15 protein-coding genes and 3 pseudogenes are annotated in these 24,328 nt (G+C 37.4%); 8 read left to right on the plus strand and 10 right to left on the minus strand.

Annotated features, from left to right (window positions below):
- Positions 1–3,677: 3,677 nt before the first annotated feature.
- The 3 genes and pseudogenes from FNZ60_RS02450 (at position 3,678) to FNZ60_RS02465 (ending at position 7,521) form a co-directional block, all read left to right on the plus strand.
- Positions 3,678–4,121: a hypothetical protein gene (locus FNZ60_RS02450; RefSeq protein ID WP_142416142.1), complete on the plus strand. Its 444-nt coding sequence runs from the start codon at positions 3,678–3,680 to the stop codon at positions 4,119–4,121.
- Between the two features lie 1,341 nt (positions 4,122–5,462).
- Positions 5,463–5,812: pseudogene (locus tag FNZ60_RS02460) on the plus strand (phage tail protein); the annotation flags it as partial.
- 905 nt (positions 5,813–6,717) lie between these two features.
- Positions 6,718–7,521: a DUF4167 domain-containing protein gene (locus FNZ60_RS02465; RefSeq protein WP_142416143.1), complete on the plus strand. Its 804-nt coding sequence runs from the start codon at positions 6,718–6,720 to the stop codon at positions 7,519–7,521.
- A 351-nt stretch (positions 7,522–7,872) separates the two neighbouring features.
- Here FNZ60_RS02465 and FNZ60_RS02470 read toward each other — a convergent pair whose 3' ends face one another.
- The 7 genes from FNZ60_RS02470 to FNZ60_RS02495 all read right to left on the minus strand — a co-directional run bounded on the left by FNZ60_RS02470 (position 7,873) and on the right by FNZ60_RS02495 (position 14,500).
- Positions 7,873–8,049 (minus strand): integrase, encoded by a 177-nt coding sequence (locus FNZ60_RS02470; protein WP_142416144.1) that lies wholly within the window; start codon positions 8,047–8,049, stop codon positions 7,873–7,875.
- A gap of 659 nt (positions 8,050–8,708) precedes the next feature.
- Positions 8,709–8,852, minus strand: a complete 144-nt coding sequence (locus tag FNZ60_RS09645; protein ID WP_185913446.1) for a hypothetical protein — start codon at positions 8,850–8,852, stop codon at positions 8,709–8,711.
- Positions 8,853–9,957: 1,105 nt separating this feature from the next.
- Complete coding sequence (locus FNZ60_RS02480; RefSeq protein ID WP_246054704.1) at positions 9,958–10,386, minus strand: hypothetical protein; 429 nt, start codon at positions 10,384–10,386, stop codon at positions 9,958–9,960.
- 62 nt (positions 10,387–10,448) lie between these two features.
- Positions 10,449–10,814, minus strand: coding sequence for a hypothetical protein (locus FNZ60_RS02485; protein ID WP_142416146.1), 366 nt, complete (start codon positions 10,812–10,814; stop codon positions 10,449–10,451).
- A 79-nt stretch (positions 10,815–10,893) separates the two neighbouring features.
- Positions 10,894–11,016: a hypothetical protein gene (locus tag FNZ60_RS10420; RefSeq protein WP_281280239.1), complete on the minus strand. Its 123-nt coding sequence runs from the start codon at positions 11,014–11,016 to the stop codon at positions 10,894–10,896.
- 1,653 nt (positions 11,017–12,669) lie between these two features.
- On the minus strand, positions 12,670–13,683 hold the full coding sequence (locus FNZ60_RS02490) for a sensor histidine kinase (protein ID WP_142416147.1): 1,014 nt from the start codon (positions 13,681–13,683) through the stop codon (positions 12,670–12,672).
- 22 nt (positions 13,684–13,705) lie between these two features.
- Entirely contained in the window at positions 13,706–14,500 is a 795-nt protein-coding gene (locus FNZ60_RS02495; protein ID WP_142416148.1) for a response regulator, read from the minus strand.
- A 169-nt stretch (positions 14,501–14,669) separates the two neighbouring features.
- Here FNZ60_RS02495 and FNZ60_RS02500 point away from each other — a divergent pair, with 169 nt between their 5' ends.
- The 4 genes and pseudogenes from FNZ60_RS02500 to FNZ60_RS02515 all read left to right on the plus strand — a co-directional run.
- Positions 14,670–14,873, plus strand: coding sequence for a NepR family anti-sigma factor (locus FNZ60_RS02500; protein ID WP_142416149.1), 204 nt, complete (start codon positions 14,670–14,672; stop codon positions 14,871–14,873).
- A gap of 7 nt (positions 14,874–14,880) precedes the next feature.
- Positions 14,881–15,435 (plus strand): RNA polymerase sigma factor, encoded by a 555-nt coding sequence (locus FNZ60_RS02505; protein ID WP_142416150.1) that lies wholly within the window; start codon positions 14,881–14,883, stop codon positions 15,433–15,435.
- A gap of 226 nt (positions 15,436–15,661) precedes the next feature.
- Entirely contained in the window at positions 15,662–17,086 is a 1,425-nt protein-coding gene (locus tag FNZ60_RS02510; RefSeq protein ID WP_142416151.1) for a sensor histidine kinase, read from the plus strand.
- A gap of 127 nt (positions 17,087–17,213) precedes the next feature.
- Positions 17,214–17,749: pseudogene (locus FNZ60_RS02515) on the plus strand (sensor histidine kinase); the annotation flags it as partial.
- A gap of 50 nt (positions 17,750–17,799) precedes the next feature.
- Here the strand turns inward: FNZ60_RS02515 and FNZ60_RS02520 are convergent.
- Positions 17,800–19,314, minus strand: a complete 1,515-nt coding sequence (locus tag FNZ60_RS02520; RefSeq protein WP_142416152.1) for a metallophosphoesterase — start codon at positions 19,312–19,314, stop codon at positions 17,800–17,802.
- 457 nt (positions 19,315–19,771) lie between these two features.
- On the opposite strand from FNZ60_RS02520, the pseudogene FNZ60_RS02525 reads away from it, so the two are divergent.
- Positions 19,772–19,971 (plus strand): annotated as a pseudogene (locus tag FNZ60_RS02525) (sensor histidine kinase); the annotation flags it as partial.
- Positions 19,972–20,043: 72 nt separating this feature from the next.
- Here the strand turns inward: FNZ60_RS02525 and FNZ60_RS02530 are convergent.
- On the minus strand, positions 20,044–21,369 hold the full coding sequence (locus FNZ60_RS02530; RefSeq protein ID WP_142416153.1) for a metallophosphoesterase: 1,326 nt from the start codon (positions 21,367–21,369) through the stop codon (positions 20,044–20,046).
- Between the two features lie 515 nt (positions 21,370–21,884).
- Positions 21,885–23,870: a M23 family metallopeptidase gene (locus FNZ60_RS02535; protein ID WP_142416154.1), complete on the minus strand. Its 1,986-nt coding sequence runs from the start codon at positions 23,868–23,870 to the stop codon at positions 21,885–21,887.
- Positions 23,871–24,328: the final 458 nt, after the last annotated feature.

Genomic DNA, 24,328 nt, shown 5'->3' on the forward strand with positions numbered 1-24,328 from the left:
AAAAAAGAGAAAAGGTGTGTGGTTGAGCAGGTTTGTGTACCCTTTGTTTTCTTATCAGATAAGGCTGTATAGTGGTAAGGTTACAATTGGTCAGGGTATATAAGCCAGTTGTTTATTGGCCTTATTCTGCTTATGTCATCAAATACCGTCCTTTGAGGGGGGGGATGATATAAGCTTTCCTTGTTTTGTAAGCACTTTTTTTATACAAATTTATATAATAAGTGTTTTTTTTAGGGCGTCTTGAGTATTTAAGGCAGGGCTGGTTAGCCTTAAGATTTCAGTGAAACACATATGGGAAAGCCAAAGGCTATTGGCTAGAATGATTGATCAATCAGATTGGCTTTTTAAAATCTGATTTTTAAAACCGTTGTCTTTTGCGGTGGTGGATGAAAGTCAAGAAAGATCTGCTTTCAGCGTTAAAAGAACCGGTTTTATGAAAGCTAAGCACTCAAGGTCCCTCTCTTTGCGTGATTTCTAAAATGGAGAGAAAATCTTATTTAGGAAGAATGTAAAGGGAAGAAAATTAGCTTCCATCTTTACGATCATGTTTTGGCTTTATGGCTTTCAAAAGTATCAATTCTTTTAAATAATGAAGATGATGCCGCACGCTTTTGTTTTTTGCGTTTTAATGGGAACTTATGTAAAATGAGAACACTCCAACTCTCATAGACTTGGGGGGTGAATTTACCCAAGGGGGTGAATTTATCAGCTTGTTTTAAAGCGATGTCTTGCGCTCAAGCGCGTTGGTGCTTCGTGAATAGGATAAAGCCGCTATGAAAATGTATAAAATTTATGGTTTCCTCTTCTTGAGGTTGCATAAAAGGGGGGGCTGGTACTCTCATACACTTTATTCAAAGAGAGCGCGTGTTTTAAGAAGAGTGTTTTTTCTCCTGCTTGTCGATCAATATCCAAATCTATGTTTTTTATCCCCCTTAATGTTGTGACGACTTTTGGCTTTTTTCATAAGAGCTATGGCTTTTCTTGTACAGTTTTTCTCTACCTTTTCAGTTTGTGATATGTAAGAGACATGATTTGGCTTGATGGAACTGTTTTAAAAATGAAAGAATCCTGCAATATTTGTTTTTTTATTCAATATAAAAAATAATGAATAATGGTTATTAATCCATGTATTGTGCTTAAATGGTGTGTTTAGGCATGAGGCATCTTGAGAATAATCGACGAAGTGTTTTAATCGATAAGATATATTTTGATGTTAAAGTATGCGTTATTGCAAATTACCTATCTTCAATAGAAGCGTTATTCTTTACCATGGTTAAAGCTATAAGAAAAACGATAGACTTTTTTTATTTAAATGAATGATATAAGAAATACTTTCATTGCGCATGTTTTATATTCGTTTTGGTTTTATACTCGTTTGGGGTAATTTTTATAGATATAATTAAAGCTATTGCAATTGCTATACATTTTGTGTATAAGTATTTATTATTAATTTCTTTTGTGTTTTATTATATCTCTATTCATAAGCCGCGTTATTTTAATGGCGCGGCTTTTTTTTATTGCTTCAGAGTCTAAGGGGATTGCAGCCAAGGGGATTGTAACTCAAGGGGATGCCATATTTGTCCATTGAGAGGCGGGATATTATTCTTATTATTGTCGTTTGTGGTATTCCTTTGCGGTGAAATCTCTAAATTCTTGTGTGTTTTTATTCCAATAGGGGAATGTAAAGTAAAAATGCGGGTGTGTTTTTTGTTTCTTGGCATTGGTGGTTATGAAGGGCATTGAAGTGTTAAGGAATCTTTGTTGCTTTTTAAGGGAGAATGAGGGTGTGACATGGGGGGAAAAGCATAAAGATAGGGACTGCGCTGGTGGGGGCATTCTCATAAATGCCAGCCTAACCAAAAAGGCTCATGCGTTTTTAATAGTGTTTATTGATCTTGATCAGAAAATCTATTCTTTTGTCTTATGTGGGAATTCTTTGCGTGGGAAATTTTGTAAGAAATGATTGTATCAATATGATTCTATTCTAGCCATGGTCCTTTGCCAGTAAGGCGTGTAAGATTTTATCTGTGTGTTTTCCTATGTGGTGAATATGAGTGGAAGTTTTTTCTGTTGAGTCTGATGTAAAAGTATCGAGGTATTTTTCATCCTGTAATGAATGTTTTGGAACGCTTTTTTTTTATTGATGGTGATAAAAAGCGCATGAAGGGAAGAGTTAAGGGGGAAAAGTCAAGTAGATTTTGCGCGCCAAACCCGTAAAGTGACAGGATTTCATGGAGAACGACTAAGACCAGTTTGGCTTTATAATGCCCTATTTGTTGCATGGCTTGTTGTTGCATGATTTGCGATAGGCAATTTTCATGCTAGGGGGCTTAATATTGGTTGCTAAAAGAAAGAAATTATTGCGAAATACTGGGGGACTTATTTTAGAATGTCTCATGCGTTAGATGATAAAGGCACGTGAAGTTCTGTTACGTCTTCCTTTCATATTTTTAAGCCAAGAATTGTTATTTCCTTGATCTTTATGCATAGAATATACACGATAAAACACAAGAGGATGAGGGGAAAGATGGGAGAGGAGATGGAAGGGGATGTTAAAGACAAGAGATTGGTATGAACATTGGGATAAGTAAAGCCAATGGTGTTGTTCATTATATTATCATTATTGTTTTAAAGAGAGATGAGTAAAAAGCTGGAATATCTTTCCAATTCATAGCAGATAAGTTTTTTTACTTTATGACGTTTTTTAAGAGAGCGCGTGTTTTGCGGATTTCTTTCCTATTTTGTATAATTTTTGAAATGGGCAGACAGCATCATGGGGAATATAAAGGCGTCATGGTCAAAACCCGTGGTCATCTTTATCCTCTCTTTTTAATTCTGCTTTACGACTTTTAAAATTATCCATGTCTTTTAAATCATGAAGATCATGTCTTGTCTTTTTGTTTTTTGCGCGTCTTTTTTTAAGATCATGCCCTTCTGCTAAAAGCGAACGCTCTTAAATAATTTGTTCATTCCACAATGTTGCGATAAGCCTTGAAATGGCCTTCCTCATTTCAGGCTTATTTTGCAAGGGGGGACGTGTTGTAAGGGGTTACATGAAGGTTCAAGCCTTCCATAAAGTATATAAAACTTATGGAGTATCTCTTCTTTTTCATGTTTTATAAATGCGTATGCTGGCGCTTTCATTCATTTTTCTAGCTTTCAATGTTGCGATAAGCTTTTAGAACTTGAGATGCTTAGAGGGATGTCTTTCTTGTACAGTTTTAATATACACAGCCCACCTGTTTGTAACATGCAGGCGAGTGGTTTTGATTGCTGCGACGGAGAACAGATTTTTAAAATGAGAGACTTACGATGTTCGGATTTTTCATTCAATAGGCAAAATAATGGACATTCTTTATCAATTAATCTTTATTAATTAAGGGGGTGTATCTTAACAAAGATGAATTGTTTACAGATTGAGATACATGAAGAATCTTTGTCTTTTAAGGTGGGAGGGGGAGAAAGTTATATGCGCTGTTTTTTTCATAAAGGGGGGAAGGTTTTTACAAGAATTTTATAGGATAAAAAAACAGTATCAATATTATAATCGTACAGCGAAAAAAGAGTTTTTAAGAGTCTTGATTGTTTGCTGTTATCCTCTGTATTGTATACACAGATATTTCTATCATTTTTGCTTTAAAAGGCTTTTCTGGGGATGTTTAAAGGGTATCGTTTTTATGGAAAAAAGAATCCGCGCAAGACAAAAGGCTTATTTAAAAAGATTATATCGCAAGATTGCTTTTGTTTGCATAATACTCTTTTGTATCGTGATTTTGTGTTTTGTTGTTGCAAAGGTGGTGAGTTATTTTTCTTCCCATAAAAAAATAATACCACAAGAATCGGTTGAATTGGCTATTCCTGTCTTTGATATGCGTGTGTATTGTAAGGAAATTTCTGCTTCTGTGATGCCTGATATGAAAAGAGAAGTCTATCAGCACTGCCTTAATTTGGAAAGTGAAGCCTATTTTGCTATTCGTGAAATGTGGGATAAGCTTTCGGAGACTGCAAAAAAACAATGTTTGACGATGGTCCGCCCTGGAGATGGAAATTATTTTCTCTTACGGGACTGTTTTCTCAATGAAAAAGACAATGAAAAAGGCAAAAGACGCAATTACTTTTAAGGATATTCGTGAAAAGTTAAAAGAATACGAGGTTTGGTGAAAAGATCAAAAGCGTCTCAATTGTTTTCTGTCTCGATACCAATAGACTATATTTAATTGGTACAAGATATTGACTTATGAATGATAATTCACTGTTTTGCCTATTGAATTGAAATGAGAAAACCTTACGTTATTCGGGGTTCTCATTCAACATGGAATAACGCTAAATTATCTATATAAATCAATGCGTTGTTGGTTTTCCTTTTCACAAGCGTAAAGATGGGGGCTCAATAGATTTTATATCACTCTATGGTGGGGATTTTATACTATTTCATGGGGTTTTATCGTTATAGCATTCACGAAACGCCGTTGTAACACGGGTGTGACATGTGCGTTGAGAGATATATCTTTAAAACAAGCTCGTGCGTATACAACATACCTCTGTTTTCATTTGGGGTATTCTGTTTTACATGAAGGTCGTGATCCTATTCAAAGACACGCAATAAATAAAAGGCAATCCGTAATTTTCATGATTTAAAAGATATTGCTCTAGACACTTTTGAAAGTCGTAAAGTGGAACCAAAGAAGAAGGGTAAAGATGGACATTGGTTTTTACCATGACGTCTTTATCTTCTCTCCCAATGCGGCTGTCTGCCTGTTTTAGAGATTGCACAAACTAATAGAGACGCAATATTCTTAATGCCATTTAGCATACAAAAGCTGGAATAGCTCGTAGAGTTCTTATCTGTTTTAATCTTTGTCTCAAACATGGGGCTGCTTTGTATAAGTCCGGTCATTTCAGGTGCGGTAATATAAATCATGGATGTTTTTTGAAATGTTTAAGGGGGCGTGATGAAGTTTCTGGAGAATTTGTTGCGCTTTTCATTTTAGGGAAAATACAGGCTTGGAAAAACTAGTGGTGCTTGATAAATGCGCAAAGCTTAAGGGTATAAAATTTATTAAAGAATCTTCCTCTTTCATGATTCATAAAAGGGTATGCTGGTGCTGTTATATATTTTGCTCTCTCATATGACGAAAGCTCTTGATCTTTAAAACGGCCCACAAGAGGCAATTTTTAGTTTTTTATGTGTTTTTTACTTCAGGTATAGGTTCTCCTTGCGTGTAACGTGCAAGTCAATATTTTTGATTGAACAGAGAATCAATTTAGGATGAAAAGTCCTACGGTATGAAAGTTTTTGGCTTAACATAAAAAAATAAATACTCTTTTATAAATCAATCTGGTGCACGATAATTTGCTGCATGATATAAGTATTTGTATTGTTGATAAAACAGCGTGGATTTAAAAATTATTGTTCTTTGAGAGCGGTAAGTCAATCGACATGAAAAAGATATGAAAAATAAGTCAATAGGCATGGTATAAATGTTTCTTTAAGTCAATTGCCGCTAAGACCAACTTATATGGCAACGCCAGAGGGTATCGCGCCTTTAAAGGGGGGAGAAATACAAAAGGGAGGGCTTTATGAACTCGTCTATACGCGTGATATTGCTGGAAAAAATGCTGATGGCTGGTTTTAACCAATCCAACCATAAAACTTCCTGAAATTCCGCCCTTTCCTCCTTTGCCGGAATCTTTTTCAGCTGGATTTATTGGCACTTTTGCGCGTGAAAAAATACCCTCTGGGTGGTTGCTGTGTGATAGTAAAGAATATTCACGAAAGAACTATGCTCATCTCTTTGCTGTTCTGGGCGAATAAATGGGCTTGTTTTATTTCTCCTCGTTTTCGTTATCTGAAAGAATAGAAAAACAAATGTATCATGTCATTCTTATTGATAGACTTTGAGAGAGGAGCATTTTTTCTTGAGAAGAAGCTGATTTTTTAAGCAAACCTGATATGTTGGTTGTTTTTTACATAGTTTTATATTTTTTTGTATTTAAATATTTTTACTTTAAGTTCAATTTGTTATAAATTAAAGGGTATGATTAACTCAAAAAGCCATAGAGGTAAAATAGAAATTGATTGTATTGTTGATCTCTTTGTGGTGATAGGGCTTGAATAATCGTTCATATTAATCTATTTATAAAAAGTAAGGGGCTTTGTGAAGTGATTACAGGTAATTGCTTGCAGTGGGGTTGCTTTAGCGATGAAGAGAAGCTATATTCATACAATAAGAGGTTCGCGCAGTGACTCGTTGGGATGGAAGTGCTTATGTTTTAAAGGCACTAGGGGTAGAGGATATCAGCGTTTTTAGGAGCGGTGGTTTTAGAGCAATAAAGAGAAGCTTTTAATATTCTCTGGCAGGAGTTTTTTTCTTGTGTCAGGTATGTTGGATGTGTGTTCTCCTTTTTGTTTTCCACAAGATAATTATTTTTTTAGTAAAATATGGTTTATTTTTAAAAAAACACTTGGCATTTTATATGAACATCACTAGGTTTCCGCTGGTTGACAGAGAGATAGGGAATTTTTGATTTATGATTTCCCTGCTGTTTTGTGATTTTCAAGAAAATATATGCTTTTATCAATATCAGTAGGGGGCGTTTAAGTGAAGTGAAACGCGGATAGTTTGATAACCGTATGTTAAACATGATCAGCATTATCAATAAAGTAATGCAACGAAGAAGAGTCAATTAAGACACACACTCCAAAAAGGGATAAAGATGAGGCCACAACAAAATAGACGGGTACGCGGTCGCAATAATAACAATAATGGTAATAACAATAATAATCGTCGCGGTCCTAGCCCGTTGTCTCGTAATTATGAAAGTAGCGGTCCGGATGTTAAAATTCGCGGGAATGCTCAACAAATTGCCGATAAATACATCAGTCTTGCGCGTGATGCACAAGGGGCTGGTGATCGCGTGATGTCAGAGAATTATTTACAACATGCCGAGCACTATTTGCGTATTATTTTAGCGGCAGCTGGGCAAATGTCCCAATCGTCTCGACGTGATGACAATCGCGGTGATGAAAACCGTGATGATGAAAGCCGTGATGATGAAAGCCGTGATGAAAACAATGAGCAGGAATGCGGTGAAATAAATCTTGAAGGTGACAAAAAGGATGCTGTTGAGGATGATACAGAGGCATTACAGATACCGTCACAAAAAAATGGTCATGACCAATCTGCCAAGACACAACAATCTGTCAAGACGCAAAATGGCGATACGCGTGAAAATTCTTTAGAAGCTCTATCGAATGAGAAAACCGATCAAGAGAACTGTAGCAGTGAGGAAACTGTTGAACCTGTCAAGAAAACGCGTCGTTCTCCCCGTCGACGGACTGTGCTGGCTCAAGATCAAGTCCCTCTTGAGTTTTCGCTTGCAGCAGCAGAAAGCTCTAAAAATGGGGATGCATCTGCATCAAAAGAAGAAGAGTCTTCTTTACCTAAATTAAGTGAGGGGATACAGAGGAAAACGCGTCGTCGTCGTGTGGTCAATCTTGAAGCAGAGGAAAATGCTTAAGCCGCAAGAATGCTGTTTAAACGCTTGTTGTGCTAAGGGGGAATGATGATTTATATGGATGCAAGAAAGTCTCTTGCGCTTTCTTTGAATTTTCATTCTTTGCGTTTTTATGGGGCCTTGTAAATAGGGGATAGCAAAGAAGATTGTTTCTTGGCTAGGAATAGATTTTAGGGAATATCGAAAAAAGCCCGTTCGTATATTTATACCTGTCTTTTAAGAGGCTATTCTTTTATAAAAAATTATTTTGCTTATTTGCGCTTGGATTTAATAGTTTTCGATATACTTCAGCTCATTTTGCTGAAGGGAATTTTATTCCTAGAGATACGGGTGTTGTAGAGATGCGGACTGTTCTCAATCATCAGGATGACGATAAGTACGTTCTATTTGTCTCTTGGCCATATGTCTTAGGATGGTTTCAGCGATTTCATAAGGGGTATTGTTTTTTTTGAGCGAGCCAATCCCATGTAAACGAGAGAAAAAATCGCGCGGACAGGCTTTAAGTCCAGCTTGTTGTATATATTTTTCCATACAATTTGCAGCCAGGGGGCGTGATCGGTTACAGAAAAAAGAAAGCATTACGAGAAAGCAAGTGCATGTTTTAAAATTTCTAATGTCTCTGATGATAAGGGCATGCGAAATTTTATTGTAGCATCACGCCTAGCTTTTATATTCTCGAGCCAAGAATAGCGATCATCTTCAATTTGATCTTTATGGATATGACGCAGAGGGCGTGTACGAATACCAGTAAAGATAAGGGTGCACGCAAAGCCAAATGTGTTATGGTTGTTGTTTGGCAAAGTGTTTTTTGAAGATAATGCATTGATTTATAATAATAATCTAGCATTATTCAACTTGAATTAGAACACCGAATATCGTAAGATTCTAATCGTTTCAAAACTTTCCCATCTTGAATCAATCAAAACCACTTGCTTGCACGTCATAAGCGGGGGGCTATGTGGGTAAAAACTGTATAATAAAAATGGCTTTTCATGAATCGTCTTATGGGCCAAGGTTTGGTTCACAACATTCTAAGGCTGGTAAAGCCCACACATCTTTCTAATTTCTTGCCGATTTATTAATGGCTTTATGGCGTTGTTTTCCTAAGAGAACGTTTATTTTTTCTATTTCTTATCAATCAACATTCAATTCCAGAGCAGCGGCATGTTGAGGACACATATTAAGACAGTTCAGTGTGGGCAAGCTGCTTCAGTTTGTGTATGCAAAATAGGAAAAGCATATTGCATCTTTTTAGTTTGTGTAATCGCTGAAACGGGGCAGACAGCCACATTGGGAGAGAAAATAAAGGCGTCATGGTAAAAAACAATGCTCATCTTTACCGTCACCTTTCAGCTTTACGGCTTTCAAAAGTATCTAGAGCAATATCTTTTAAATCATGAAGATTACGTATTGCCTTTTATTTATTGCGTGTCTTTTAATGGGTACACGACCTTCATGTAAAACAGAACATCCCAAATGGAGAAATATAGCTATGTTGCATACTCACGAGCTTATTTTAAAGACATATCTCTCAAAGCGCATGTCACACCCGTTTTACAACAGTGTTTCGTGAAGGGTATAACGATAAAACCCCATGAAATAATATAAAATCTCCCATAGAATGATATAAAATCCATTGAGCTCTGCCCCCTCTTTACGCGTTATAAAAGAACAAACAGGCATCTTCACATGACTTTGTGTTTGCCTTTGACCATGTTGCAGATTAATTCTTAGTACTTCTCGACGATTTATGAAAAGGCATTTTTATTTCTTTCTTGTACAGTTTCAATATACACGGCTCTCCCCCGTTTTTGACACGCAAGAGACATGATTTTGATTGATTCAACATGAGAGAGATTTTAAAATGAGAGAAGTTTACAATCTTCGGATTCTCTTATTTGGGTTCAATAACGCTAAATTATATTTATAAATCAGTTTGTTTTTGGAACGCAAGAATAAATGATCATGATCAATCAAGATGTTGAATTTTCGTACACAAGAAGGTGTATTTTTTGCGCTTTCATTTGAGTTTTTATTCTATCTACGCGTTTTCAGGAGTAAACTCCGTTTGTTAAGAATGAGAATGTATTGGCTGAAAGATTGCTCCTTTATCTCGGTGGGGTGAAGGGAGACGGAGAAAAAAGCCGTCGCTCAAGTCGTACGGTCTTTAAGCAGAGGTTTAAATCTCAAAAATGCTGTGTAAGGGCTTGTGGGGCTGTTGGTGTAATGATGCGTATACGCGCGGCTTCTTGGGTTTTCTTTGAGTTTTTATTGAGAAACATTGCAAATAGGGGGTGACAGAGAAGATTATCTCTTGGCTTGAAAGAAGACTCGAGGTGAGACAGAGAAAAGCGCGCCGTTGTTCAAGTGGTACGATCTTTAAGCAGAGGTTTAAATCTCAACAATGCTGTTTAAACGCTTGTAGTATTGTTGGCTTGCTTAGTGAGGTGGTGTCGCTGAAACTTTTTCTATTGTTTCAATAGAAAGAACAGCAATCAGTGCACCGGTACGATAATTATAAATCATCAATTTTGTTTGTCCGTTAGGGGTTAAAACTTGCAGGACAATGTTGTCTTCTGAGAGGCTTTGTGACAAAACCTGTGTTTGTTTTGGCAGGGAGAGTGTGTGGTGGATAACGTGTGGATCTTTGTTATGAGAGGAAGAAAGCTCTGTTTGTTTTGCTGTTGATCCCGTTGTAACTTTATAAACAATTAAAAACAGTACGACCAGAATAAGGAAGAGCGTTATTAAAACGGAGACCATCATTAAACCCATCAGTTTTTTTCTCACCCGTTCTACAGCAGGATCTAGGGGAAGATCTTGGGGCAGAAGGTTTTGCTCAGTGTGAGGGTCTTTTGAGGGGGGCATTGGCTTCCTATCCATCATATTTTCTATTGATTATTTTTTTCAGATTTGATGGGTTTATGCTTTTAAAGTTTTTTGTGCAAGAGGTTTGTGGAAGAAGAATGCAGAAGAGGAAGCGATGTTGGTACAATATCTTCTTTGTAGGCTGTAGACGTTTTTTTATGAACATTTTCGCTTTTAAGCAGAAAATTTCCGTGATTTGTTACAGACCAGATCAAATTTACTTTTTTTTGATATAAATTGGGATGTACGCTTATGCATTGGGCAAAAATTTGTTGTCCATAAAATTTAGCCTTTTTGGTGGATGGTACTATGGCTTGTTCACATGTTTGAGCTGTTGGATAGATTTTAGCCATTGTATTGTTGGAATAGCAACTGTTAAAATCATCCGTACATGAAACCAATAAGAGAATAACAATGAGGGGATTCATAAAATATTTTCCAAATGAATGGTTGACAGTAATGACTCCAATTTATCAGCCTTAAAGGCTTCTTCACTGTTAAACGTTTTTAAAGTTCTTTAGTTCCAAGGGTTCCAAGGGTTCCAAGGGTTCCAAGGGTTCCAAGGGTTCCAAGGGTTCCAAGGGTTCCAAGGGTTCCAAGGGTTCCAAGGGTTCCAAGGGTTCCAAACACAAGAAGGTTCTAGATTGAATCAATTAAAATCATTGGCTCGCATGTCATAAAAGCTAAGCTGGTGGGGAAAATAGGGGGGAATATTTGAAAAAAACACCAAATGTCTCTTGTGAATGCTCTCTAACGTCAAAGATTGATTGTAGGGGGGATGGGGTTTGTTGTACGGGGCGGATGGGGCAATATAAAGGGGTTTTGTTGTGTAGGGGGATATAATGATGCTTAATGTTTTTGTGAAGGTAAAGGGGGCTTTTGTGGAGTAAAAAGAGGGTACTTTTGTGGAGGTAAAGGGAGCTCACCCGTGAAGATAAGAGGGGGGGGTAATGGTTTACTTTATGGGGGAGGGTACCAGGCGCTGTTTTGAAGGGCGCTTGGAGAAATTTTGGAGCGGCTTGGAATGGCGAGAAATTATTAAAAAAAATGTGAGCAGAGGAAACTATCTGATATTCTTTTTTTGCGTGAAGAAGATGACTTAGACACGCGATCAATAAAATAAAATCATAAAATCGTGTAATTTCTATGTGTTCGTAATTTCTGGGCGTTCATTGTCGTGGATGTTTTAAGCACGTAAAGCTGAAGCGTAATGATTGATGTTGGCTTTGATGCTTTAAATTTCATCTTCTTGCAAAATGAAACGCTATGCGCATTGTGAAAATAACATAAAAAGAGAGGAGAAATGAGTTCGCTTTGATTGGGTAATAAAAGCTAAAACGGCTTGTTTTTTATCTTTGTAATTTCTCTCTTAAAGGAGACAGAAGGTATGTTACACTCATTTCACGAATGGTGGCCGTAAAATGGTATAACGATAAAGCCCCCATATAATAAAAGGTAAAATATTGATTTATAATGATAGTTTAGCATTATTCAACTTGAATGAGAATCCCGAATAACGTAAGATTTTCTCATTTCAAATCTGTTTATCGTCAATCAATTAAAACCATTTTTTTGCACATCACAAATTTGCACATAACAAGCGGGGTAAATGTGGAGATCAAATTTGTATAAGACAAGGTAAAAATGATTTTTTATGAATCGTCGAAAAATGCCAAGAACTGTAGCAACACTCAAAGCTGGCACAAGTGTGTGATAGTGTTGGCTTATTACTCTATAAAAGCCATTGAGTACGCTCATTTTTACGCGCTCACTTTTACGCTTGTGAAAGAGCGCTGGCATCATACTCTTGTTCCAGCTTTTGAGTGTTTATCGACCAAGCTTTGGCATTTCTCGACGATTCATGAAAAGATATTTTTTCTTTTCTTCATCGTTTTTTATTCACACAGGCTCGGCTCTCTCTGCTTGTGATGTGCAAATGAGTGGCTTTGATTGATTCAACATGAGAAAGATTTGAAATGAGAGAATCCTACGATATTGGGGATTCTTGTTTAAGTTGTAAATGATCATGATAAATGAATATGTTGCCTAAAATAGGTGGTTATAAGAGGGGGGGACGTTGATGAACAGCGGGAAGGGGTTTTGACTGTGGTAGAGTTTTCATTGTTAAGGTTTGTTGAGAAGTGTGGATTCTTGAGAGAGGTAAGTTTTTTTTGCGCAGTTGGAAAATATCTTTGTGCTTAATAGGAGCGTGCTGAATAAGTTAGAGATTTTGCTAAAGAGAGGAATTTATGGTTTGAAAGGCTTTTTTTGGGGAAGGTTCTTTTAAGAAAAAATATCAAAATAGGTATCTGGAACAGAAAGGCGATAAACAATCCCTTCTTTTGTCAATTTGAAAGAAGCTGAGCCATTGACAGAAATGGGAACAATTTTTTCAAGAACAGCACTGCCAAAACAGGCTTTTTTATGGTTTGTAGGAGGGGCGCCCGATTCAAAATGTTCATTCCAAGTGATGAGGAGGTGTGTTTTGCCATTTGGTTTTGTTTCGATTTCACAGCAGACACAGACGTTGCCCTTTTCTTGGGAAAGGGCGCCAAAAGAAAGAGAATTGATAATCAATTCATGAAAAGCCAAACCAATGTGCAGCGCGGCATTGGGAAAAAGATAAGGATCGACGCCTTCAAGCGAAAAACGTTCCGTTTCTTTCATTAAATAGCCTAAAGCTTGCGTTTGGACCAATTCACGAAATTGGGCACCACGCCAATCGGAATCGGTGATCAGATCTTGAGAATGAGAAAGAGAATGAAGGCGACCTTGAAATTTGCGCAAGAAAATCTGAAGGGATTCAGTATAGCGGGCTGTTTGGCTGGCAATACTTTGAATGATCGCTAGAAGATTTTTAGAACGGTGGCTGACTTCTCTAAGGAGGATTTTAAGCACTTGTTCACGCCGGCGTAAGCCGGAAATATTAACACCAGTGGTGATAATACCGATAATGTCTCCGTTGTCATTGCGGTGGCAATCAATAGAAAATTTGTACCAAATCTCTTGTCTGCACGTATCTTCAAAACGTGCTTCAACGGTTTGCATTTTACCACTGGCTAAAACTTGCAGTTTAATGGTTTCCATATTGTCGGCAAGGTCAAGCGAAAAAAAGTCGCTGTCACGACACCCAACCCGCCATTTATTGTGCAAATGGTGTGGCAAGTTTTCAGCCCATAAATAAACCAGATTTGTTGCCTGATAAAGAACACAAATATCAGCACCGCGAATTGCTTGCATGAGCGCGCTCATATGAGATCTGTCCATGGGAGGCTTTGAAAGAGGCGTGACGATCATAATGGAAGATGTTTACTTTGTTCTAAGCCGCTTTAGAAGCATTCTCTTGAAAAAATAAAGCCTGCGAAATAAGCGCTTTCACCATATCTGGATTAAAAGGTTTGGTGACTAAAAAAGTCGGTTCTGGACGCTCGCCGGTCAGCAGCCTTTCGGGAAAAGCCGTGATGAAAATCACCGGTATACGGTCATTTTGCAAAATGTCATTGACCGCATCAATGCCGGAACTGTTATCGGCTAATTGAATATCTGCTAAAATCAACCGTGGCTTTTGCTTATGATACATGATGATCGCTTCATCGCGTGTGCGCGCTATGCCGACAACATGATGACCTAAGCTTTCGACCATTTGCTCAATATCAAGCGCAATAAGAGGCTCATCTTCAATAATCATCACTTGTGTAGCAATTTGTTGAGAAATATCGATAGAAGCTTGGTTGAGAAGCTTGCGAAACGCCTTCGTATCCAGATTCATAATCTCACTGGCTTCTTGTTCATTAAAACCTTCAACGGCAATGAGCAAAAATGCTTGGCGTGCACGGGGGGTGAGATAGGATAATTTAGCACTGGTTTTTTGTTCAAGTCCAAATTGTGGCAAGGGTTCAGGAATATTCGGAGTGGTTTGGTCAAAAAGATGGCAAAAAAGCCAATAGGTCCCAATCCGGTCACTGGATGCTTTGGGAAAAATGGTAATATCGGCAATGAGGGCTTCCAACATCGCTGATACATAAGCATCGCCAGAGGATTGGCTTCCAGTAACAGAGCGGGCAAAACGCCGAAGATAGGGAAGATGCGGGGCAATGCGCGTTGATAATGACATAATTTATAACTCCTTTGACCTTTCAAGCATTTTGTTGGTTGAAATTCGCAACAGATAAAAAAGTTCCTTGATTTGTATGGAACTTTTTACCGATAGACTTATTTACAACCATAAGGCGAAAAAATTCTTCGCGGTGCTACTGATATTATATGGATTAGGGGGACGAAAAATGAACGACCGTGATGAAAAAAATCTCACCACACCCTTTAAAGTTGGAGATGATCTTCTCGGGGTCAACAGCGAGATAGCACGAAAATTACGCCAATTTTACATGGAAATTCAAGAAGAAGCGCTGCCACGGCGGTTGCTCGAGCTTTTAGAGAAGTTGGAGCGTGCAGAGCAATTGGGCTTAAACAATGTGAAAAAGGTTTGAACCCTTTATGTCAAAGTGTGCGAAAAATTTTAAACAAGAACTTCTTTTGGTATTGCCGGCTTTACGTGCTTTTGCTGTTTCTTTAAGCGGCAAACACGATAAAGCTGAAGATTTGGTCCAAGATACGGTGATGAAAGCATGGGCTAAACAAGACTCCTTTGAGATGGGAACCAATCTTAAAGCGTGGCTTTTTACGATTTTGCGCAATGAATTTTATAGTCAAATGCGCAAAAAGGGAAGAGAAGTTCAAGATACCGACGGCGTATTTACCCAAAATGTCGCTGTTCATCCTTCTCAATATGGATCGCTTGATTTGCAAGATTTTAAAAAAGCCTTAAATCTGCTTTCAGCTGATCAAAGAGAAGCCATTATTCTCATTGGGGCATCGGGATTTTCTTATGAAGATGCTGCGGCTATTTGTGGCTGTGCTGTTGGAACCATTAAAAGCCGTGTGAGTAGGGCGCGTCATCGATTACAGGAACTTCTTCATGTCGATGGTGAATCTGATTATGGTCCCGATTCTTATTCGGCTGGAAGTACATTGTGTTCATTTAACGGCTAAAAAAGCATAATAATTATGATGGATAGCCTTGTTTTTTTTATTCCCGTTATAGCTATTACAATAAAGTCAGTATCTGAGGAAATTCAGAAAATGTGGCGTTTGCTCTTTAGGAACACAAAAAAAGCTTTTATGAAACGTTCTCATAGGCTTTTGGCGTTATGTTCCATAAGGTTGCCTTCCTTTGTACTGAAAAATGACGACTTTCAAGTTCGCCAATGGAAATTCTATGACAACAAAGACAAATGTGCTGCCTCAAATGCCCTCTTCTGATGCAACGATATCACGCTGGCGGTGGGTTGCGATTATTGTGTCTCTTGTTATGGCTCTTTTAGCATCGATTTTTATTATGTTGCTTTCCAATGCCGTTGATCGAGAAGTTGCTCAGTTAAATACAAGTTCAGAATTACGCGAACAGGCTGATTTGGTGCTTATTAGCTTGATTGATATGGCGGTTGCTGATCGCAGCTATGCAAAAACACGCAAGGTGGAAGATAAAATCCGCTTTGAAAATGCTGAGCGGGAGTTGGGGGATATTCTCGATTATATCGCGCTGATTGTTTATGCGCATCCGCAATGGGATGAATGGTTTACAGCTTTTAAAGGCGAGGTTGAAGCACGAAAAGCATTTATGAATGCCCATATGCAGGCTCTTGATAAACTTCCTGATCAGTCTTTACAACCTTCCGCTTCTCCTGATGTCTCGAGAATTCCCGTGGCTCGTTTAGCGCAATTGATGACAAGCTTTATTAATGGCGATGATGTGGTGCGACAAAAACAGCGTGAGGGTATTGCATTGATGCGGGCTGCTTTAACATTGGCAGCGATTGTTTCTGTTGTGAGTACTTTTATTTCGGCCTATTTTGTGATTAATCGTTTTCATCGTGATGTGCGTTCTTTAAAATTGTATCAATTGTTGCTTCATAGCGAAAATATCGCTCTGGAAGCCCGTGTAAAAGAACGAACACAAGAATTAGAAAGAGCACGCAATCACGCCGAAAAAGAACGTCAACGGGTTGAAATGTTGTTGCAGGATGCAAGCCATCGTATTGGCAATTCTCTTGGGACGGTGTCCTCTTTGCTGGGACTCCAGTTAAATCGGAGTAAAAATGAAGAAGTCCGTTCTGTACTTGGGGCTGCACGAGATCGTATCCAGACAATTTCCACAGCCCATCGTCGTTTGCGTTTGAGTGATGATATGGAAACAACGCTCTTGGCTGAGTTTCTTAGTTCTGTGGTGCATGATGTCGAATTGGCAGTGCCTTTTGAATTGCGTGAAAACATTACCATTCACACGAACTTTAAAGAGTGTCGGCTGTCTTCAAGAGATGCAACAACCCTTGGAATTATTCTTGGTGAATTGCTGACTAATTCCTTAAAACATGCTTTTCCTGATCAACGACCGGGTCATATTTATATCTCTTTTGGTCCTGAGGTAAATGGACAATTGATACTCATTGTAGAAGATGATGGTGTAGGGATGAAGAACCAAACTTTAGAACAAAAGACAGGACTTGGTCGTGTGGTGGTGGAACAGCTTTGTATGCAATTTGGTGAAAAACCCCTTTTTGAAACGTCTGCTTTAGGAGGAACAAAAATTGTCATTCCTTTGCCAAAACTCAGTCACGAAGCGTTCAAAAAAATCTCTGACTGATTTTTAAAAGGCATCAATTTTTTCTGCTTGTTCGTTTTCAGTAAGAAGAAAATACGGCTTTTCAAACACATCATTATTCCTATGAGATTTGCTTGTCTTCGAGAGATGCCACAACCCTTGGCATGATCGAATTGTTTTAGGGGCTGCACGGGATCGTATTCAGACAATTTCTACAGCATATCGTCGTTTGTGCTTGAGTGATGATATGGAAACAACGCTCTTGGCAGAGTTTACTTAGTTGTGTGGTGCATGATGTTGAATTGGTCAATCCTTTTGAATGGCAAAAAAACATAACCATTCACACGGAATTTAAAGAGTCTCGACAGTTTTTACGAGATGTGACAACCCTTGGAATTATTCTTGGTGAATTGCTGACTAATTCCTTAAAATAGGCTTTTCCTGATCAACGGGCGGGTATATTTAGATCTTCTTTGGTCTTTAAGTCTTATGCATAATTGATGTTTATGATAGAAGATGATCGTGTGGGGATGAAGAGCCAAACCTCAAAACAAAAGACAGAATTTTGTTTGTGTTGTGGTGGAACAGTTCTATACACAATTTGGTGAAAAAACACTGTTTGGGACTTCTGCTTTAGGGGGAACAAAAATTATCATTCCTTTACCAAAACTTAAATATAGGGGGAAAAGGGAGCACCTTAGATAATTTGAAGGTTTTCCCTTTCGTGTGTGAAAGTTGAAAGTGAAAAAATGTCCCTATAAATTACTACAACTCGCCCGGAGAGCGGGGATGGCTCCATTGAGTTTTAAATTTTCGAGCAAAACTGGTTTTCCTGTTTTCCCATTATAGGCTTTAACGTAAATATCTTTTCCTCGTACATCGACAAGATAATAGTCTCCTCTAAAGAGTGCTCCAGATGTGTATATAGGGATATTGCCAAAGACTTTATCGTCCTTTGCACGACAATAGAATCGCCAATGTGTATGTCCTACAAAAATTGCTTTGACATTGTGCTTTGTAATAATTGATTTAAATACAGCGAGCTTTTGCGCATTTTGGGGTTGAAGAAAATGCGAATCTTTATCTCCGAAATGAGGACGGGCATCGTGAAAATTGAGAATTGTAACTTTCCCTCTTTTATCAGCGGCTTCTAAATCTTTTTTTAGCCACCTAAGAGCGCTGGTTATTCTTACTGTCGTCATACCGTCAGATAAATATGCAGTATAAGTTGGATAATTGTGTAGTTGTACGTAGTGAATATCTCCATAATCCCATGAATAGCTTAAGCTTCCCGTTATTATGTCATCGAATCTTTCAAAGCGAGCAAGTTTACGAGAAGTTACATGTTGATTAAATTCAGGTAAAGAACGGCTATATTTTTTTAGTTCTTGCAACATTCTTTTCACAGCACTTATCGCACATGCATCCTTTGAAAGATTTTCTATCGGTATCGTACAATCACGAATATTATTGTAATAATCATGATTTCCAAGTCCTTCATAGACTGGATAAGGCATGCTTTTATAGACATCTGCATAATCTTGGTAGGTTTGGGGGCGACCAAACTCCGTTAAATCGCCATTGACGATATAAAATGCAGCTGCGTGAGATTCTAGTGCCATTGCAACTTTCTTATTTGTTTCTAACCATGGCTGTCTATTGCTGTTCCCATTAGGATCGCCAATATTCAAACGCCATGGTTGCGGATCAGCTGCTATGACAATGCTATAATTTTTGATAGGAGCCTTTCTTTTTATATACCAAATTGTTCTCGCGTTATCACCTACTCCCTCCACGCGTTCAAAATAATAACCTTTTTTGCTTGCGGTAGCAGAATATTGATTGGCACCATGATAAGGATTATACCATCGAAATGTTAAAATAGTGCCATCATCTTGTACTTTATATTTAGCCCATCCTCCAGATCCAAAAAGCCACGCATTGGAGGTTGTCGCTGCTTTTCCCACACAACCAGATGCAATTGTATTCGAAGGTCCTTGATTCTTCCAATATTCACCTGTTTTCCATTCTCCACGCTCTATACCTTTATCGATTAATACCATAGAAGTAGGCGGATTGGTTAGCTCATTAACGATATAGACATCTGTGGAACGATCATCAAATGCAATTCGTTGCGGTTTAGGTAATTTATTGATAAAATCTCGCCTTGTTTCGTTTTTTATACAAACATTTTGCGCGTGAAGGCTATAAGGCTTCATACAAACAAAGGTGGTAAAAAAAATCACAGCAACTATTATGTTATATTTCATGAGGGTATCATCAAAAACTACCTTCCCCCCCCCAGAAAATACCTGATAGGTGTCATATTAATTAGGAACTTTAAATTTGATTTTTTTATGGTATTCTGGTTATTTTTTATCAGATGATACAGATCTATCTGAAAGACAGCTTATACTGAAAACAATAAGATCAACCTACAAATTTTGCTTGATTTATGTGTTTTCTTTTTGCAATTGCTTTCTCTTCTCTATTGAATTATGTGTGAGAAATTCCAAAAACAAAGCTTTATGTTTTTTTTAGGGTATAAATTAAGCAATAATCAATGGTAGCGTCATCGTTAATCATAAGGTTTGTATAAGGCTTTAAGAGAACACTATCAGCTTTAATATGGTGAGTTTTCTTCTGCGCTTTGATAAGTCTCTTTTGCAAAATACTTTTGCTTTCTATGTAAAAGTGTTTTCGAAGAATTTTTCATGCGGCTTTGAGCTTAATGGACAATTGATGCTTATGATAGAAGATGACCGTGTGGGGATGAAGAGCCAAACCTCAAAACAAAAGATAGAACTTTGTCCGTGTCGTGGTGGAACAGCTCTATACACAATTGGGTGAAAAAACACTGTTTGGGACTTTTGCTTTAGGGGGGAACAAAGATTGTCATTCCTTTGCCAAAACTTAAATGTAGGTGACACAAAGGAGGCAACTTAAATAATTATTAAGTGCCCCCTTTCGTTTGTTAAAGTTGAAAGCAAAAAGTGTCTTTATAAATTACTGCAATTATCCCAAGGGGAGCGGTAGGTTCCATTTCGTCCTAAATCTTGGTCCAAAATGGGGACCCCTGTTTCCCCATTATAACCTTTGACGGAAAAGTCTTTTCCATGTACATCGACAAGATAATAGTGTCCTTTAAAGAGTGCTCCAGATGTATATATAGGGATATTTCCGAAGACTGGATCATCTGATCCACGGCAATAAAATTCTCGATGTGCATGTCCTACAAAAATTGCTATGACATTGTGCTTTGTAATGATTGATTTAAATACAGCGAGCTTTTGCGCATTTTTGGGTAGAAGAAAATGTGAATTTCTATCTCTGTAATAGGGACGAGCATCGTGAAAGTTGAGAATTGTTACTTTCCCTCTTTTATCAGCCGCTTCTAAATCTTTTTTCAGCCAATCCAAAGAGTTCTTAATACGTACGGATGTTGTGAGGTCTTTTAAAGTCACTTCATAGAGTGGATAATTGTGCAGTTGTACGTAGTGAATATCTCCATAATCCCATGAATAACTCAAACTTCCTTGGATAAAATAAAAACCATAATAAAAAAAACCATTAGAAACCCTTTGTTCAGAGAGGTGCTTATTGAAATTAGAGAGAGTTTTTTCATATTTCTTTATTTCTGACACCATTCTTTCAACAGCACTTATCGCACAAGCATCTTGGAAAAAATTGAATGCTCGAGGTATCATGCAATCATGAGCATTATTAGCATAATCATGATTACCTAGTCCCTCATAAACAGGAATACCGAGTTTTTTATAGATATTAGCATAATCGCTGTATGTTGCTTTTCGACCATATTCTGTTAAATCTCCATTCACGATGATAAAATCTGCTTTATGTGATTTTATGGCCGCTGCAACGTTTTTATTTTTCCTGAGCCATGGAGCTCTATTTTGTATTGAATTCGGATCACCGGTTGTCAAACGCCATGCTTGGGGGTCGGCTGCGATAATAATGGTGTAATTGTTGGAAGATTGAGACTGTTTTTGAGGTTTCTGTATTGCTTTTGAATGCTTATTTTTTTGAGATTGCTGCTGTTGAAAAACGTCACCGCTGTCGGTGGGAAGAGGTTTTAATTGATGGGGCTGTTGAGCATTCTTAACTGGAATATCAGAATTTCTTAGATTTTTAATGTCATTGATGTTTTTCTTATTTGGTGTGTGATTCTGCAATTTTTCTGATTGTATTTTTGATTCTGCGATATCATTTAGCACATGACAAGACATCGCTCCAGTTTTTTCAGAGACAAGAAAAAAAGGATTCAACAGTGTAACAATAATCATACTTATTGTTGGAGATTTCATAAATTCAGCCCCTTTTAAATATTTTATTATCTTTATGTTACAAAACTTAAGATGATTTTATCAATTTGTATTTTAAGTATTTTGCATTTATAAAAATTTAAACTTAAAGTTAACAGTTTAAAAAATAAGTAAATTTAAACAGATACGTTTTATATATACTCTATTTAGTCAATTTAACCCTCATAAATATTTATTTATTTTATCAATTATTTTTCAATTTGTATATTTAGTTTATACAAATATTGTTTATTTTTTTGTAAAAAGTAACTTTTTCAAAATTTGAGGGGCTTCTTTTGTGCTTCATATTTTGCGCTTTTTTATTGTGCGTAAAATCTGAAAGGGGAGGGCGTTTAATTTTTGATTGTTGTTATGCTGCTTTGCATGGGTTTTCTCTTTTTAGCTTATTCTTTTACGGATATTTTAAAGTGCAGAATTTTTTGAGAAAAGTAAGTGCTACAGTCTGTTTTTTAGATATTTTGAGTCATAAAAAAAGCGGTTTTAGATCTTTCCATGCTTTATGTTTCTTCAGATGGTGTTATTGGGCTGTTGATTAAGGAATCAATATTATTTTTTTCTTGCAAGAATACTTGCAGGTCTTGATTGGTTAAGGCTTTGCTATCGGGTATACGAATGCGCATGGGATCAACTTTGACGCCATTGACAATGATTTCAAAGTGACAATGGGGGCCGGTTGCCATCCCTGTTGTTCCAACATAGCCAATGATTTGTCCTTGTTGTACCTTCACGCCTGGTTTGATATCTGGTGCATAACGACTTTGGTGGGAATAACTGCTCACATACCCATTAGCATGTTGAATTTCTGTATGATTCCCATAACCACCTGTTATACCGACTCTTGTGACAACACCATCTCCTACAGCAATAATCGGTGATCCTTTTGGTGCAACCCAATCAACGCCTGTGTGCATGCGGACATAGCCTAAAATAGGATGTTTGCGTGGTCCAAATGGGGAACCAAAAATGCCGTTTGGTGTGGGTTTGCGCAGCAAGAAAGGCTTTGAACTTTTTCCTTCAGAATCATAATAATCGACGCTGCCATCTTTTGATTGATAACGGTAATATTTATAGGTTGTATGGCCAAAAGTTGCACTAATATAACGAATTTCTGGATCAACATTCTTGGATGGCTCTTTTGCTTTTAAATTCTTTTTGCCATTTTGGGTTTCTTTATCGCTTTGTGGTATAGCATAAAATATTTCGATCTGATCATTGGGGGTTATTTGGCTTTTCATATCAATATTGGTCGCCAGCAGACGAATAAGGCGATAAGAGAGAGATTGTGATATATTATGGCTTAGCAAAGCACTATAAAGGGCATCATAGGCTGTTGGTAATTGCGCGCTATTGATATAAGAATGCGGGATACCATTTTGAAAAGCCGTTTTAAGGGCTTTAGACATTTTAGGCTCTGTGCTTTTAATAAATTGACCTTTATCATTGAGAGCAATGGTGAGCACATGATACATCCCTTGATAAATACTTGCACGCACGAGATGATCTTCTTCTCCAGCCTGCGTGACGATACCAATACGTAAAAGACTTCCCTCTTTCAAAGTATCGGAAAGGTTGAATTTTTCCAGAGTACTAACAATTTGCTCAATTTGATTCTTTGTGTAACTGGTTTTTTTAAAAGCATCAGCGATCGTTTGTTTTTTACGAATAGGAATAATGTCTTCAACATAGTTTTTTGTCAGATCAATACGGTGACTTTGCGGAGAGACGGTTACATTTTCTTGAACAATGCGGACTTCAGGGGACTCTGTTTTTTGAGAATCGGAAAAGGCATCTTCTAATTTTAAAGGATCGAAGAGTGTGAGAACTGAAAGAAGCTCGCTACTTTTTTCTAAAGTAAATCCAGCTTTTTGTACTTCTTGTTGTGCTTCTTCATCTGTTAGCGTATCGGTGTTTTCAAAATCAAACTGATTTACCTTAAAATCGTAACTGCGCAAGGTGATTTTTGTTTCAACCTTTGTACCATAAATTTGTCCAGAATCCTGTGGTCTGGCGCTTTGACTTTTCGAATCACTGGCAAGAATGCTTAAAGAGTCAAATTTTGGATAATTATATTTGTGGGGACGCTTTTCGGCTAAAGCCATGCGAATCCATTCAAAATGTTGTGTTTGAATGACTTTTTCATCCCCCTTTTTTTGTAGAATTGAGAGTTCGAACTGACGTTTACTGTCAAAGCTTTGCCGTGCATGAGTGGGTGCAATACGATCCCCTTTATAGCCATTGGCTTCAGGGTCTTGTGCTTGTGAGAGATTTTCTTTTGTAAACCATTGTGGTGGTGTGACCAATCGCTGTTGTTCATCAAGAGCCGTAAAAAGTGCAATCCCCATCAGAATACAGGAAGTGATTCCTGTCAGCACTGTTCCGGTCAGCCAACGAGCTGAGACTTGTCGGCGTTCCGGTCGCAAGCGTTTGATGACAAGAGCAGGGTCCTGTCCGGGATCGTTTTTTTGTTGTTCGTTATCCCACATAGATTTTAAGCATACTTTTCAATTCAATATTAAATGAAGAAAGCTAACATAGCTTAGTATGTTTCTACAAGAATTTGATTCTTTTTGCAGATGATAGATCATGCAAACTCTTTATTATATCGCAATGTTTTTATAAATCATACCGGTACAGAAAGATTTCAAAGAATGCTTCTTAAAATCAAGATGAATCAATATCCTTTAAAGGAATGTTGGAGTCTAAAACAGTAGGCTATAATGATTAATCTATTCAAAGGGATTTCCTATTTCTCAGCATTACCATAAGGTGCTATACTTTATTTTAAATACCATATTTTTCTTAACGTTTTTTGATTTTTTAATTTACGTTCTTATTTTTAGTGTAATACATTGGAATACAACTTTTAATTTTATATTTTTATTTTTAAAAAATTGAAAAAATGATATTGACTCTTTAGTTGAAAGGGTACTATATACGCTGA

This window comes from Bartonella massiliensis (assembly GCF_902150025.1).
Lineage (GTDB): Bacteria > Pseudomonadota > Alphaproteobacteria > Rhizobiales > Rhizobiaceae > Bartonella > Bartonella massiliensis.

Bases quoted from the DNA above. Each gene is read 5' to 3' on its own strand.
- FNZ60_RS02450 (WP_142416142.1), top strand. From the start codon at position 3,678: ATGGAAAAAAGAATCCGCGCAAGACAAAAGGCTTATTTAAAAAGATTA.
- FNZ60_RS02465 (WP_142416143.1), top strand. From the start codon at position 6,718: ATGAGGCCACAACAAAATAGACGGGTACGCGGTCGCAATAATAACAAT.
- FNZ60_RS02470 (WP_142416144.1), bottom strand. From the start codon at position 8,049: ATGGAAAAATATATACAACAAGCTGGACTTAAAGCCTGTCCGCGCGAT.
- FNZ60_RS09645 (WP_185913446.1), bottom strand. From the start codon at position 8,852: ATGAGCATTGTTTTTTACCATGACGCCTTTATTTTCTCTCCCAATGTG.
- FNZ60_RS02480 (WP_246054704.1), bottom strand. From the start codon at position 10,386: ATGCCCCCCTCAAAAGACCCTCACACTGAGCAAAACCTTCTGCCCCAA.
- FNZ60_RS02485 (WP_142416146.1), bottom strand. From the start codon at position 10,814: ATGAATCCCCTCATTGTTATTCTCTTATTGGTTTCATGTACGGATGAT.
- FNZ60_RS02490 (WP_142416147.1), bottom strand. From the start codon at position 13,683: ATGATCGTCACGCCTCTTTCAAAGCCTCCCATGGACAGATCTCATATG.
- FNZ60_RS02495 (WP_142416148.1), bottom strand. From the start codon at position 14,500: ATGTCATTATCAACGCGCATTGCCCCGCATCTTCCCTATCTTCGGCGT.
- FNZ60_RS02500 (WP_142416149.1), top strand. From the start codon at position 14,670: ATGAACGACCGTGATGAAAAAAATCTCACCACACCCTTTAAAGTTGGA.
- FNZ60_RS02505 (WP_142416150.1), top strand. From the start codon at position 14,881: ATGTCAAAGTGTGCGAAAAATTTTAAACAAGAACTTCTTTTGGTATTG.
- FNZ60_RS02510 (WP_142416151.1), top strand. From the start codon at position 15,662: ATGACAACAAAGACAAATGTGCTGCCTCAAATGCCCTCTTCTGATGCA.
- FNZ60_RS02520 (WP_142416152.1), bottom strand. From the start codon at position 19,314: ATGAAATATAACATAATAGTTGCTGTGATTTTTTTTACCACCTTTGTT.
- FNZ60_RS02530 (WP_142416153.1), bottom strand. From the start codon at position 21,369: ATGAAATCTCCAACAATAAGTATGATTATTGTTACACTGTTGAATCCT.
- FNZ60_RS02535 (WP_142416154.1), bottom strand. From the start codon at position 23,870: ATGTGGGATAACGAACAACAAAAAAACGATCCCGGACAGGACCCTGCT.